8 protein-coding genes are annotated in these 14165 nt (G+C 60.0%); all 8 read left to right on the top strand.

Going from position 1 to position 14165, the window contains the following annotated elements; all coding sequences use genetic code 11:
* The first annotated feature begins 639 nt into the window (after positions 1–639).
* The 8 genes from mfd to RDU76_02180 all read left to right on the top strand — a co-directional run bounded on the left by mfd (position 640) and on the right by RDU76_02180 (position 14121).
* Entirely contained in the window at positions 640–3885 is a 3246-nt protein-coding gene (gene mfd, locus RDU76_02215) for a transcription-repair coupling factor (GenBank protein ID MDQ7797744.1), read from the top strand.
* Positions 3886–4063: 178 nt separating this feature from the next.
* The gene (locus RDU76_02210) at positions 4064–4573 is read left to right on the top strand and encodes a UvrB/UvrC motif-containing protein (protein MDQ7797743.1); all 510 of its coding nucleotides are present in this window, start codon (positions 4064–4066) and stop codon (positions 4571–4573) included.
* Positions 4570–5640, top strand: coding sequence for an ATP--guanido phosphotransferase (locus RDU76_02205; protein MDQ7797742.1), 1071 nt, complete (start codon positions 4570–4572; stop codon positions 5638–5640). Before RDU76_02210 ends, RDU76_02205 begins: the two co-directional genes overlap by 4 nt.
* A gap of 44 nt (positions 5641–5684) precedes the next feature.
* Positions 5685–8165, top strand: a complete 2481-nt coding sequence (locus tag RDU76_02200; GenBank protein MDQ7797741.1) for an ATP-dependent Clp protease ATP-binding subunit — start codon at positions 5685–5687, stop codon at positions 8163–8165.
* A 210-nt stretch (positions 8166–8375) separates the two neighbouring features.
* Positions 8376–10580, top strand: a complete 2205-nt coding sequence (gene bamA / locus RDU76_02195) for an outer membrane protein assembly factor BamA (protein ID MDQ7797740.1) — start codon at positions 8376–8378, stop codon at positions 10578–10580.
* Positions 10581–10608: 28 nt separating this feature from the next.
* Positions 10609–11568, top strand: coding sequence for an OmpH family outer membrane protein (locus tag RDU76_02190; protein ID MDQ7797739.1), 960 nt, complete (start codon positions 10609–10611; stop codon positions 11566–11568).
* On the top strand, positions 11565–12605 hold the full coding sequence (gene lpxD / locus RDU76_02185; protein MDQ7797738.1) for a UDP-3-O-(3-hydroxymyristoyl)glucosamine N-acyltransferase: 1041 nt from the start codon (positions 11565–11567) through the stop codon (positions 12603–12605). The genes RDU76_02190 and lpxD overlap by 4 nt, the downstream gene beginning before the upstream one ends.
* Positions 12606–12732: 127 nt before the next feature.
* Positions 12733–14121 carry a tryptophanase gene (locus RDU76_02180; protein MDQ7797737.1) on the top strand — a complete coding sequence of 463 codons (1389 nt, stop codon included), beginning with the start codon at positions 12733–12735 and terminating at the stop codon, positions 14119–14121.
* Positions 14122–14165: the final 44 nt, after the last annotated feature.

The raw sequence follows: 14165 nt of genomic DNA, 5'->3' as shown, positions 1-14165 counted from the left end.
ATATCCTTTCGGTGTATAATTATTTCTGATCAATTATAAGAACAGCCAAGACCCCCCATGTTAGCGGGGCCTTGGCCTTTCGGCGTTTGCGGTTCGGGGACGCTGCCCACGAAACACAGGAATCCTTTTCTGTATTTTGAAATAAATTACGATAGCATGTGTCATTTCCTTTGTTCCGCTTTCTCTTTGAAGAGAAAGCTACAAAGAGAACTGTCGCTGCACCGCTGCCCGGTAGCCCCGAAACCAGCTGCCTAAATGTCTTGATCACGAAACAGGGCTTACGCAGGCAAGACATTTTTCACGGCAGCTTTAGCCAGACAGCAGCGCTGATGCGACCCAACCTCTCCCTGCCTGGTGGCCTCCCTCCCCTCGAGGGGAAGGAGTGTGGGTGGGGTCAGCCTTTAAGTGGAGCGGCTATGCTTCAGCCCCGAAAAAGCAGTCATTGTGCCATGTGCATCCTGCTTGCTCTGGTTCAATGAATGCCGGGGCGTAGGCCTTGCTATCCGCAGAACTGGGCGGTGAAGACTTCTTTGGCTACTTTCTTGGTCACAAGAAAGTAGCAAGGGGCTATACTTTGCAAAAATAGTTTCTTTCCAGATATATACAAATAAAAACATAAAGAATCAAAATCCATAATTCATGATTTGGGATAAATTTTCAAAAGCGGTCTGCCAAAGCCCGTCATTTGACAAGCTTTTTAAGCTGTATGCCTCGGAGCAGAAGCTTTTCGGCCTGACCGGGCCCTGCGAGGCCGGCAAGTCGGTGGTCGTCTCCGGTCTTTACGCCAAGAGGCCCCGGACCCTGCTGTGGATCACCCCCGGCGACGAGGAGGCCGAGCGGCAGCGGGACAATCTCTCGGTCCTGCTGGGTCCGGACAACATCAGATGGTGGGCGGCCTGGGACATCCTGCCGGGCGACCAGAAGGAGCCGGACGTGGAACTGGTGGGCAGCCGGATGGAATGCCTGCAGGCGTTATCCGACAAACAGCCGGCCCTGATCCTGGCCTCGGCCCGGTCGGTCATCCAGCGCACCATCAACCCGGCCGAGTTCGGCCAGCGCAGGATAGACCTTTCTTTGGGCATGAAGATCGATAGGGAGGAATTGCTGGAGCGTCTTATAGACTCCGGCTATGAGCGCCAGCCGGTGGTGTCGGGCATCGGGGACATCAGCCTGCGTGGCTCCATCATCGACATCGCCGGGTACAGCGAGGAGGGGCCGGTCAGGCTGGAGCTGGACGACGATATCCTGGTCTCGCTGCGCCGTTTCAGCCTGCTGGACCAGCGCTCCACCGCCCGGCTGGAGAATGTCACCATCCTGCCCCGGCTGGAGACCTCCCAGAGAACGGCATTGCTGCTGGAGCACCTGCCGGAGAATTGCCTGGTGATCATGGACGAGCCGGGCGAGATCTCCTCCGAATGGGCCGAGCTGTCCGAGGAATACCGGGACATGCTCAACGACAACCGATTCGCTTCCGGCGAACAGTTCCGGCGGGGGCTGGCAACCTTCGGCCGCCTGCTGGTCACCTCCGGGGCCGGCTTCGGGATGTCCGAGGAAAAGGCTCCCGAGGAGATGGTCCGCATCGGCCTTCAGCCGGTGGAGCCCTTCATGTCCAATCTGGACCTGCTGGGGGCCAGGATCGAAAAGCTGCACCAGGACAACTATCAGATCTTTCTGCTGTGCGACAACCAGGGACAGCAGGAGCGCCTGAACGAGATCATCGACGGCCAGACCAGGGCCCGGGTCAGCCAGATCACGGTGGCCGGGCTGCACAGCGGCTTCATCTTTCCCGAGGCCCTTTTGTGCGCCGTCACCGAGCGGGAGATCTTCGCCCGGGAGAAACGGAGAAGGTCCCGAAGGTTCTTCAAGGGGGGCGGGGCCATCCGCAGCCTGGAGGCCCTGAGGAAGGGCGACTTCATGGTGCACGTGGACCACGGCATCTGCCAGTACCAGGGGCTGCGCAGCCTGGACATCGGGGGCAGCCAGACCGAATGCCTGCTGCTGATCTTCCGGGACAACGACAAGCTGTACCTGCCGGTGGACCAGCTGAAGCGAATCCAGAAATACTCGGCCGAGGAGGGTCAGCATCCCAACCTCTCCAAGCTGGGCTCGGCGGTTTGGGAGGAGACCAAGGCCCGGGCCAAGCGTTCGGCCCATGACATGGCCAAGGAGCTGCTGGCCCTGTATGCGGCCCGCAAATCCCAGCCGGGGGTAAAATTCTCGCCCGACACCCTGTGGCAGAAGGAGCTGGAGGCCTCCTTCATCTACCAGGAGACAGTCGATCAATTGAGGGCCATCGAGGAGATCAAGGCCGACATGGAGAGCGACAGGCCCATGGACCGCCTGCTGTGCGGCGACGTGGGCTACGGCAAGACCGAGGTGGCCATCCGGGCGGCCTTCAAGGCGGTGATGGACGGGCGCCAGGCGGCGGTGCTGGTGCCCACCACGGTGCTGGCCGAACAGCATTACCAGACCTTCCGGGAGCGGCTGGTCGATTATCCCGTCAAGGTGGAGATGCTGTCCCGTTTCCGCAAGCACGGCGACCAGAAGACGGTCATCAAAGCCATAGCCGCCGGCGAGGTGGACATCGTCATCGGCACCCACCGCCTGATCCAGAAGGACGTCCAGTTCAAAAAGCTGGGCCTGCTGGTGGTGGACGAGGAACAGCGCTTCGGGGTGGCCCACAAGGAGAAGCTCAAGCAGCTGTTCAAGGCGGTGGACGTGCTGACCATGACCGCCACCCCCATACCCCGGACCCTGCACATGTCATTATTGGGAGCCCGGGACATCTCCAACATCGAGACCCCGCCCAAGGACCGCCTGGCGGTGATCACCGAAGTGTCATTGTGGAACGCCGACCGGATCAAAGAGGCCATCCTGCGGGAGGCCGACCGGGGCGGCCAGGTGTTCTTCCTGCACAACCGGGTGCAATCCATCGCCGCCATGGCCGCCTACATCGCCAGCCTGGTGCCGGGGGTCGAGGTGGCCTTGGCCCACGGCCAGATGGAGGAGCGGGAGCTGGAGCGGGTGATGCTGGCCTTCGCCGCCAAGCGCTACGACGTGCTGGTGGCCACCACCATCATCGAGTCGGGGCTGGACATGCCCAACGTCAACACCATCATCATCAACCGGGCCGACAAGTTCGGGCTGGCCCAGCTGTACCAGCTGCGGGGCCGGGTGGGGCGCTCCAACAAGCGGGCCTTCGCCCACCTGATCATCCCCAAGGGGGGGCGGATCAACGAGACGGCCCGCAAGCGGCTGAGGGTGATCGAGGAGCTGTCCGAGCTGGGCTCCGGTTTCCAGCTGGCCCTGCGGGACCTGGAGATCCGTGGCGCCGGCAACCTTCTGGGGCGGGAGCAGCACGGCAACATGATCGCGGTGGGCTTCGAGCTCTACTGCCAGCTGCTGGAGGAGGCGGTCCGGGAGCTGAAAGGGCTTCCGGCGGTGCCCCAGATCGACGTCAGGGTGGAGATCCCGGGAAGGGCCCTGATCCCGCAGGATTATGTGGAGGATCCCAACGAGAGGATCAACCTCTACCGCCAGCTGAACAAGGCCGGCGACATGGAGAAACTGGAGAAGATCCGAGAAGAGATGTCCGACCGGTTCGGCCCGCCGCCGGAGGAGGTCAGCCGTCTTATCGAGGCGGCCCGGCTCCGGCTGGGGGCGGCCAGCCTGGGCGCGGTCCGGATAAAATGGGAGGGATCAAAACTGGAGGTCTGGTGGCCGGAGGACCGCAATCCCTCCCGGGAGAAGCTGGAGAAGCTGGTCCGGACCATCCGCCAGCCCCTGGAGTTCATCGCCGGGAAGAGCTTCTGCGCCAGGATAGCCCTGGGCAGCCGGCCGGACATATCGGCCGTTTCCGGGGAGCTTTTCACCGCCGGAAATTGAAAACTTCCAGCAATCCCACTTAGGTTGCCAGGGGTTGACAAAGCGGGGTTTAATGGCTATATTTACTTATGTTAGCTGATATGTAAGTATGTCACCCTGAGAAATCTATCATGCCCGACAGTCTGAATGGGTGCGGGAGTTTATTCCTCAATATTTAAAAATTATTGAACAACTCATTATGATCTGCGATCTGTGCAAAAAGAACCAGGCGGTGATGCGCTATACCGAGGTGCGGGACAGCCGGAACACCGACTACAACCTGTGCCGGGAATGCGCCGAGCTGAAAGGCCTGGCCAAGAGCCTGAACCTGGCCCTGTCCTCCCTGGGGGACATGCTGGCCGGGATGATCCGCGATATCAGCGCCGAGCAGGACGAGGATAATCAGACCCAATGCCCCCGATGCGGGCTGGCCCTGACCGATTTCAAAAAGCTGGGCCGGCTGGGCTGCCCCGGCTGCTACCAGGTATTTAACGCCAGTCTCAAGCCCCTGGTCAGGCAGATACACGGCCTCAACGATCATCTGGGCAAGGCCGCCCCGGCCCCCGGTGAGATCAAAGCCGCGCCCTCCGAAAACAGGGTGGAGCGGCTTAAGCTGGACCTGCAGGCAGCGGTGCTCAAAGAGGAATACGAGAGGGCGGCAGCCTTGCGCGACCAGATCAAACAATTGGAGACCAGCGGGACCAAATGAACCTTCCCGACAACGGCATACAGGGCCTGATCGGCCAGGAGGCCGGATGGCTGACAGCCTCGGACAGCGACCCCGGAGTGGTGATCTCCAGCCGGGTGCGGCTGGCCCGCAATCTGGCGGAGCATATTTTTCCCGGCCGTTCCGGTCAGGCTGAGCGCAGCCTGGTCCGGGAGGAGGTCAGAAAAGCTTCGTCAGCGATCAATTATTTCGGCGGTGCGGCCTTTTTCGACCTGGAGGTCCTGAACCAGCTGGACAGGACGGCCCTGTGGGAGCGCCGGCTGATCAGCTCCGACCTGATGGACAAAAAGAACGGGGCCGGGGTGCTGGTGGGAAGGAACCAGTCGCTGGACCTGATGATCAACGAAGAGGACCACATCCGGATGCAGAGCCTGCTGCCGGGCCTGGACCTGATCGAGGCCTTCCGGATAGTCGACCAGGTGGACGATCAGCTGCAGCGGAGACTGGCGATGGCCTATTCCCCGGAGTGGGGATTTCTGACCTGTTGTCCCAGCAACCTGGGGACCGGCTTAAGGGCCTCGCTGCTGATCCACCTGCCGGCCCTGGTGCGGGCCAAGAGGATAGAAAAACTTTTAAACCAGCTGGAGGCTGAGGGGATCCTGGTGCGGGGATTCTACGGCGAGGGCAGCGAGGTGGCCGGGGATATCTTCCAGATCTCCAACCGGGCCACCCTGGGCCGGAACGAGCTGGAGATAATAGAGCATGTGGAGCGGGTGGGCCGCAGCCTGATGGAACAGGAACTGGAGGCCCGCCGATACATCATGGATCACGTCCGCCGGCAGACCGAGGACAACATCTGGAGGGCCTTCGGCATCCTGGCCAACGCCCGGATGCTTTCCTCCCGGGAATTTTTGGAGCTGACATCCTCCCTGCGTCTGGGCATTTTCCTGGGCCTGTTTCCCAGGATGGGGCTTAACGCCCTGAACAAACTGCTGATCACCACCCAGCCGGCCCATCTGCAGATCATGCTGGACGCCAGGATGGAGGCCCATGAGCGGGACGGGGAAAGGGCCAAAATGGTCAGGGCGGTCATGGCGGATTTTATTTAAACTTTTCCAACCTCAAAACAGTCCAATATCAATAAGTAATCATCATGAAAGACAATAGATTCACCGAAAGGGCCAGAAGGGTCCTGTTCCTGGCCCGCGAGGAGGCCCGGCGCCTGCAGCACGACTACATAGGCACCGAGCATATCCTTCTGGCCGCTCTCCGGGAGGGCGAGGGGGTGGCGGTGGCGGTGCTGCTGAGCCTGGGAGTAAGCACCGAGCAGATCCGCCGCAAGGTGGAGGAGCTGATGCCCAAGGGCGGCCAGACCATCCTGATGGGCGAGCTGCCCTTCAACCTGTCGGCCCGCCGGGCCATGGAACTGGCGGTGGAGGAGGCCAAAACCCTCCAGCACAATTATGTGGGCACCGAACACCTGCTGCTGGGCCTGATGGAGGATCAGGACGGCATAGCCTCCCGGGCCCTGGTGTCGCTGGGCCTCAGCACCGAGCTGATGCGCTCAGAGATCATGCGCCTGCTGTCCAGCGAGCCGGGATCATCGCCGACGCTCCAATCAAACGGGCAGAGCAAGACCCCGGCCCTGGATTATTTCTGCCGGGACCTGACCCGGCTGGCCCAGGACGGCAAGCTGGACCCGGTGATCGGGCGCAGCCGGGAGATAGAGAGGGTCATTCAGATCCTGTCCCGGCGCAAGAAGAACAACCCCCTGCTGATCGGCGAGGCCGGGGTGGGCAAGACCGCCATCATAGAGGGGCTGGCCCAGAAGATAATCAGCGGCGAGGTGCCGGAGCCCCTGTTGTCCAAGCGGGTGATGGCCCTGGACCTGGCCGCGGTGGTGGCCGGGACCAAGTACCGGGGGCAGTTCGAGGAGCGGATGAAGGCCTTGATGAACGAGCTGCGCCAGACCCAGGACAACATCATCTTTCTGGACGAACTGCACACCATCGTGGGGGCCGGAGGGGCCGAGGGGGCGCTGGACGCCTCCAACATGCTCAAGCCCGCCCTGGCCCGGGGGGAGATGCAGTGCGTGGGGGCCACCACCCTGGACGAGTACCGCAAGCATATCGAGAAGGACGGGGCTTTGGAGCGACGCTTCCAGAGCATCATAGTGGAGGCGCCGTCGGTGGACGAATCGCTGAAGATATTAAAGGGCCTGCAGGAAAGATACCAGGACCACCACAAGGTTAAATACAGCGATGAGGCCATCGAATCGGCGGTCCGGCTGTCCGACCGCTACATCACCGACCGCTATCTGCCGGACAAGGCCATCGACGTGCTGGACGAGGCCGGATCGCGGGCCAGGCTGTCCACCTCCGAGCCGCCGGCCGAGATAAAATTCCTGGAGAACCAGCTCAAGGACATAAAAGCGCACAAGGTGGAGGCGGTCAAGGGCCAGGATTACGAGAAGGCGGCCACCTTAAGGGATTCGGAGAGGAACAAGCGCCGGGAAATAGAGCGGCTGCGAGAGGCCTGGAAGAAGAGCCGCGACCTGGTGGCGGTAAAGATAACCCAGGAGGACATCGCCTATGTGATCTCCCGCTGGACCGGGATCCCCATCGTCAAGCTTGAGGAGAAGGAGTCCGCCCGCTTATTGCGGATGGAGGAGGAACTCAGGAAGCGGGTGGTGGGGCAGGACCAGGCCCTGGAGGCCGTCTCCCGGGCGGTGCGCCGTAGCCGGGCCGGCATCCGGGACACCGGCCGGCCGATGGGCTCGTTCATCTTTCTGGGCCCCACCGGGGTGGGCAAGACCGAGCTGGCCAGGGTCCTGGCCTCCTTCCTGTTCGGCGACGAGAACGCCCTGATCCGGGTGGATATGTCGGAATACATGGAGAAGTTCGCCGTCTCCCGGATGGTGGGGGCCCCTCCGGGCTACGTGGGGTACGAGGAGGGCGGCCAGCTGACCGAGAAGATCCGGCGCAAGCCCTATTCGGTGGTCCTGCTGGACGAGATAGAGAAGGCCCATCCCGACGTGTTCAACATGCTGCTGCAGGTGCTGGAGGACGGCCAGCTGACCGATTCCTACGGCCGGAAGGTAAGCTTCAAGAACGCGGTGCTGATCATGACCTCCAACTTGGGGGCCCGGGAGATCAAGAAGGGCGTCAGCCTGGGATTCCAGAAGAACGACCAGCTGCTGGCCTTCGACCAGATGAAGGACAAGGTGATGTCGGAGCTTAAGAAAACCTTCAATCCGGAATTCCTGAACCGGGTGGACGAGGTGGTGGTATTCAATTCCCTGGGCCGGCCGGAGATGGGCCGGATCGTGGACATTCTGATGGGACAGCTTTCCCAGCGGCTTAAGGAAAAGAACATCACCATCGGCATCTCGCCCCAGGCCAAGGAACTGCTGGTGGCCAGGGGATTCGACCCCACCTACGGGGCCAGGCCTTTGCGCCGCACCATCCAGAGGATGGTGGAGGACCCGCTGTCCCAGGAGATCCTGAAGGCCGATATCAAATTCGGGAACAGGGTGCTGATAGAAGTCGAGGGCGAGGTCTTGAAATTCGTTCCCCAGTCCCCGGGAAAAACCAGGGGAGGGGTCGGGAAAAAACCCCCCAGGGTGAAGAAATGAATCCATGACCAGGCTGGCCATAGCCAGCCTGGTCATGTTTAATGGGAAAGGTTTTCAATTGACTGCATTATCCATGAATGTTATAATTACAATCCAATTCCCGCCGATGATTTTTAGAACAGTAAAACCGATAACTAAAAAAGAAAGACATACATGAAGCGCTTTATATTTTTGCCAATAGTTTTGATAGTTTCGTGCTTTAGTCAAATCTTGCCAGCCAATGCCGCCGTTATAGCCGACCTTAGGGTAGAGGGTATCGAGCGCATCGATCCGGAGGTGGTGCTGAACGCATCGGGGATAATGCCGGGCGACCAGCTGAACGAGAACAACATCTCCGAAGCGGTGAGGAAGATATACCAGCTGGGTTACTTCACCGAGGTGGCGGTGGCCAAAGATTCGACCGAGAGTGGATATCTGCTGATTTTTACAGTGACGGAAAAAGCCATCGTGGAGAGGATAGAATTCCTGGGCAATAAGAAGATCAAATCCGACCAGCTGGAGGAGAAGATCGCCCTCAAGCCCGGCAGTTTTCTGGATCCCCAGTACCTGGCCCAATCCAAGGATACCATCCGGGCCCTGTACATGGAGAAGGGCTACTTCAACGCCCAGGTTGAGGACACCCTGATAGAGTCGGGCAGCCGCTATGCGGTCCGGTTCAAGATCGAGGAGGGCAAGAAGATCCGGGTCAAGGAGATACTGGTCAGCGGCAACCAGGCCCTGTCCGACGGGGCCGTCATCAAGGCCATGAAGACCAAGCCCCGGGGCTGGACATTGGTCTGGAAGGTGATCCCCTGGTTCCGGGGCGGATCATTCAACCAGGACACCCTGACCCAGGACCTGGAACGGGTGACCCGGCTGTACAAGAACCACGGCCACCTGGAGATAGCCGCCAGGCAGGATTCCCTGTCCTACAACCCGAAGATGGACCGGGTGAGCATCCACCTGGACGTGGCCGAGGGGCCGGAGTTCAGGATCGGCAAGGTGGAATTCTCCGGCAACGACAAGATCGATTCCAAGAGGCTCCGCCGGATGACCGAGCTCAAGCCGGAAAAGATCTTCCGGATAGACGACGCCGACAAGACCCTGGAGAACCTGTTCTCCATCTATACCGAGGAGGGCTACATCTACTGCCACATCGAGCCCTTCCAGGACCTGCGGGATTCCACGGTGGACGTCACCTATAACATCATCGAGAACAAACCGGCCTATGTCAACAAGGTGATCATCTCCGGCAACACCAAGACCCGGGAGAAGGTGATCCGCCGGGTGCTGACCGTCAAGCCGGGCGAGCTGTTCCGGCGTTCCAAGGTGATGCGCAGCCAGCGGGAGATATTCACCCTGGGCTATTTCGAGGACGTCCAGCTGAACTACCAGCCGGCCGACACCCTGGGCAACATCGACCTGATCTTTGATGTCAAGGAGAAGACGGTGGGCCAGTTCCAGATCGGGACCACCTACGGGGCCACCGACGGCCTGGCCGGCTTCGTGCAGATCGGGGTCCCCAATTTCCTGGGCCGGGGACAGCAGGTGAACCTGAAGACCGAGTTCAGCAACAAGAAGTTCAACGTCGATCTGGGCTTCACCGAGCCCTGGCTGTTCGACACCCCGACCTCGGTGGGCGTCAATGTCTATCACACCCAATATACCTATTCCGAGTACACTCAGAAAAAGACCGGCGGCAGTCTGAGTCTGGGGCGCCCCATCCCCTGGCTGGATTACACCCGGGGCTACTGGTCCTACAGCCTGGAGCGGATCAATATCACGGATATGTCCGAATCTTTTGCGCAAGCCATGAGCACTCAAGCATTCCCATCCATATCATCGAGCACCTCGTTTACGCTGGTAAGGGACAGCCGGGACCGGCCCTTCAACGCCAGCCGCGGCACCCGGACGGTGGGTCTGGCCAAGTACGCCGGCGGCATCCTGGGGGGCCGGATCAATTTTCAGAAATACCTGCTGGAGTACCGGCACTACCGGCCGCTGTTCTGGAAGTTGGTGGGGATGGCCCGGGCCAAGACCGGGGTGGTGGACGGCTACAGCAGCCCTTCCACGGTGCCGGCTTACGAAAGATTCCGCATCGGCGGCTCGGGGGACGACGGGGTAAGGGGCTATCCCGACCAGAGCATCAACCGGGCCACCTACGGCGGCCGGATAATGCTGATCAGCAACCTGGAGGTCAAATACAGCTTCAACCAGAGCGTCTACCTGCTGGCCTTCGCCGATGCCGGGAACACCTGGACCCAATATGACAAGATCCATCCCTCGGTGCTGTACAAGGGAGCCGGCCTGGGGGTCAGGGCCGAGGTGCCGATGCTGGGCGTCCTGGGCCTGGACTGGGGATGGGGATTCGACTGGGACAAGAACGTGCAGTCGGACAAATGGCAGCTGCATTTCCAGCTGGGGACCTCGTTTTAATCACTAAAAATAGGGAAAGGCGTTGGCTATGAAGATCAGATATCCCCGAGAGATATTTTTCCTGCTTCTGGCGGTCTTGTTTTTGCCGGGCAGCGCCTACAGTCAGAAGGTGGGCTACCTGGATTCCAAGGCAGTGTTCGCCCAGTACCGGGGGGCCGCCGACGTCCGGCAGGAGATGAACCGGATCATAGAAGGCTGGAACAAGGAGATCTCAGCCAAACGCAAGATGGTGGATTCTCTGGAGAAAAGCCTGGAGCTGACGGACCTGGTGATCAGCAGCGAGCGGCGCAAAGCCAAAAAGGAGGAGATAGCCCTCAAGAAACAGGAGCTGGAGGCCTTTGTAAAAGAGATCTTCGATCCGGGCGGAAAGGCCGACCAGAAGAACCGCGAGCTGTCCAAGCCCATGGCCGAGAAGATAGGGAATGTGGTCAAGCGGGTGGCCCTGGACAATAACCTGCTGATGGTGCTGGATTCATCCTCGGGACTGGTGGTCTACGCCTCCAAGGAACTGGACATCACCGAGCAGGTGCTGGAGGAGCTGGCCAAGGAGGAGGGAATGGCCGTCAAGGTTCTGCCCAGCATCGCCCTGTTTCCGGTCTGGGAGCTGGACGCCGAGGCCATCAAGAGGAAGTTCGGCAAGCAGGCTCAGGAGTTTATATTCACTGCGCTGGAGAGGGGGCAGAAACTGAAGCCGGTGGCCAAGAAACAGGTTGAGGATATCGTAAAGGACAAGGGGCTCTCCAAGTCCGAGGTCAAGGAGGCCCGCGGCCTGGAGATGGCCAAGATCCTCGATGCCAGCTATATGACCCTGGGGCAGATCACCCAGAACCTGGCCAACAATCAGATAACCATCACCATCAAGGTATACAACGTGGAGCGCGACCAGATGATAGCCGAGGAGAGCGAAAAGGTAGATGGCGAAGGCGAGCTGGTGGCGGGCTGTGAAAGCCTGGCGGAAAAAATCAGCCAGAGGATATCCCAGCAATGAGCGGATACAAAGCCAGCCTGCTGGCCAGGGAGTGCGGGGGGCAGCTGCAGGGCCCGGATGTGGAACTGACCGGCCTGGCGGGCCTGAAGGAGGCCCAGCCCGGCCAACTGAGCTTTCTGGCCAATCCCAGTTATGCCGGATATCTGGGATCCACCAGGGCCTCCTGCATCATCGTCCCCAAAAATGTTGCGGCCCAGGGGCGGACCCTGATAGTCTCCGACAACCCATACTTAAGCTTCGCCAAGGCGGTGACCTTTTTTTACAATGCCGTCAAAATAAAGCCCCGTCCGGGCATCCATTCTACGGCGATCATCGATACCACGGCCCAGATAGAAAAGAGCGCCACCATCGGGGCCTATGTGATCATCGAAGCCGGGGCCAGAATAGGCGCCAATACCGTGATCATGCCCCTGTGCTATGTCGGCCAGGGCAGCACCATCGGGGACGATTGCCTGATCTATCCCCAGGTGTCCATACGGGAGGGCTGCCGGATAGGCAACCGGATCATCCTGCACGGCGGGGTGGTGTTGGGATCGGACGGATTCGGCTACGCCAAGGACGGAGATAAATATTTCAAGATCCCCCAAGTGGGCAATGTCATCCTGGAGGACGACGTGGAGGTGGGGGCCAACACCGCCATCGACCGGGGGGCCCTGGGGCCCACCATAGTCAAACAGGGGACCAAGATAGATAATCTGGTGCAGATCGCCCACAATGTTCATATCGGAAAAGACGGAGTGGTGGCCGGACAGTCCGGGGTGGCCGGGTCGACCTTCATCGGCGACCGGGTGGTGATGGGGGGACAGGTCGGCATCATCGGACACCTGAAGATAGGCGATGACGTTACTTTTGGCGCCCAATCCGGGGTCCTCAAATCCATACCCAGCAAGACGGTGGCTTCCGGCTATCCGGCCAAGAAACATTCCGAGGCCCGCCGCCGGGAGGCCAGCGTGGCCCTGCTGCCGAATTACATCAAAAAGATCAATGCCATGGAGAGAAGGATAGCCGAGCTGGAGGAGAAACTGAAAGATAAATAGCGGGGCATTATCCCGGTGACAATCCCGTGAACAGGTAACTCCTGATGACCGGCCCCTCTCCGTAAGGGGAGGGGCCGGTCATATGAACGTAAAAAATCAATATAAAATGACTGTCAAGGAAGGATGAATGAATTTGCTGCCGTTCGCCGAGCCATACAAGACCAAGATGGTGGAACCCATCCGCCGCACCACCCGCCAGGAGCGGGAGGAACTGATCGCCTCCGCCGGGTACAACCTGTTCAACCTGAAAAGCGATGAGGTGTTCGTGGACCTGCTGACCGACTCCGGCACCGGTGCCATGAGCAGCGCCCAGTGGGCCGAGATAATGCTGGGCGATGAATCCTACGCCGGGGCCAGCTCGTACTACAAGCTGAAGCACACCATCGAAGAGCTGTTGGGCATGCCGTATTTTCTGCCCACCCACCAGGGCCGGGCGGCCGAGAACGTGCTGTTCTCGGCTTTGATGGGCATGGAGTCCCCGGGCTTCGTGGTCCCCGGCAACAGCCACTTCGACACCACCAAGGGCCACATCGAATTCCGCAAGGCCCAGGCCCTGGACTGCACCATCGACCAGGCCTTTGACACTTCCTCCCTGCATCCCTTCAAGGGCAACCTGGACCTGAACAAGCTGGAGGCGGTCTTCAAGAAATATCCCAAGCAGAACATTCCGCTGTGCCTGATCACCGTCACCTGCAATTCCTCGGGCGGACAGCCGGTGTCGCTGGAGAACATCCGAGCGGTGTCGGCCCTGTGCAAGAAATACGGGATCAGGCTGTTCTTCGATGCCGCCCGCTTTGCCGAGAACGCCTACTTCATCAAAATGCGCGAGCCGGGGTTTGCGGACAAAAGCATCAAGCAGATAGTGCGTGAGATGTTCGATCTGGTGGACGGATGCACCATGAGCGCCAAGAAGGACGGGATCGTCAACATCGGCGGGTTCATCGCCTTCAGGGACAAGGAATTGTTCGAGAAATCCTGCACCTTCAACATCGTGTTCGAGGGCTACATCACCTACGGCGGGATGGCCGGACGGGACCTGGGCGCGCTGTCGGTGGGCCTGCGCGAGGCCACCGAGTTCGACTATCTTGAATCAAGGGTCCGTCAGGTGGGGCTGTTGGGAGAAAAGCTGATGTCTTGCGGCATTCCCATCCAGCAGCCGGTGGGCGGGCACGCCGTCTTCGTGGACGCCAAGAAATTCCTGCCCAATGTTCCCCAGGAGCAGTTCATAGCCCAGACCCTGGGGGTGGAGCTTTACAAGGAAGGCGGGGTGCGGGGAGTGGAGATCGGAACTCTTTTGGCCGACCGCGATCCCCAAACCCGGGAGAACCGCTACCCGGAGCTGGAGCTGCTGCGCCTGGCCATTCCGCGCCGGGTCTACAGCGATAACCACATGCTTTACGTGGCAGAGTGTCTGAAGAACGTCTATGACAGAAGAAACGAGATAAAGAAGGGATACGCCATCGTGCGCGAGGCGCCCATCATGAGGCACTTCACGGTGGAACTGAAACCGGCCTGAGTATCAGGATGCCTTTTTGACAGGATTTACATGATTTATTTCAG

Source organism: Candidatus Edwardsbacteria bacterium (genome assembly GCA_031082425.1).
Classification (GTDB): domain Bacteria; phylum Edwardsbacteria; class AC1; order AC1; family EtOH8; genus UBA2226.
Note: the sequence above shows the minus strand (reverse complement) of the source record. Positions and strands in the feature narration are given on the sequence as shown.

Bases quoted from the DNA above. Each gene is read 5' to 3' on its own strand.
- RDU76_02210 (MDQ7797743.1), top strand. From the start codon at position 4,064: ATGATCTGCGATCTGTGCAAAAAGAACCAGGCGGTGATGCGCTATACC.
- lpxD (MDQ7797738.1), top strand. From the start codon at position 11,565: ATGAGCGGATACAAAGCCAGCCTGCTGGCCAGGGAGTGCGGGGGGCAG.
- RDU76_02200 (MDQ7797741.1), top strand. From the start codon at position 5,685: ATGAAAGACAATAGATTCACCGAAAGGGCCAGAAGGGTCCTGTTCCTG.
- mfd (MDQ7797744.1), top strand. From the start codon at position 640: ATGATTTGGGATAAATTTTCAAAAGCGGTCTGCCAAAGCCCGTCATTT.
- RDU76_02190 (MDQ7797739.1), top strand. From the start codon at position 10,609: ATGAAGATCAGATATCCCCGAGAGATATTTTTCCTGCTTCTGGCGGTC.
- RDU76_02205 (MDQ7797742.1), top strand. From the start codon at position 4,570: ATGAACCTTCCCGACAACGGCATACAGGGCCTGATCGGCCAGGAGGCC.
- RDU76_02180 (MDQ7797737.1), top strand. From the start codon at position 12,733: ATGAATTTGCTGCCGTTCGCCGAGCCATACAAGACCAAGATGGTGGAA.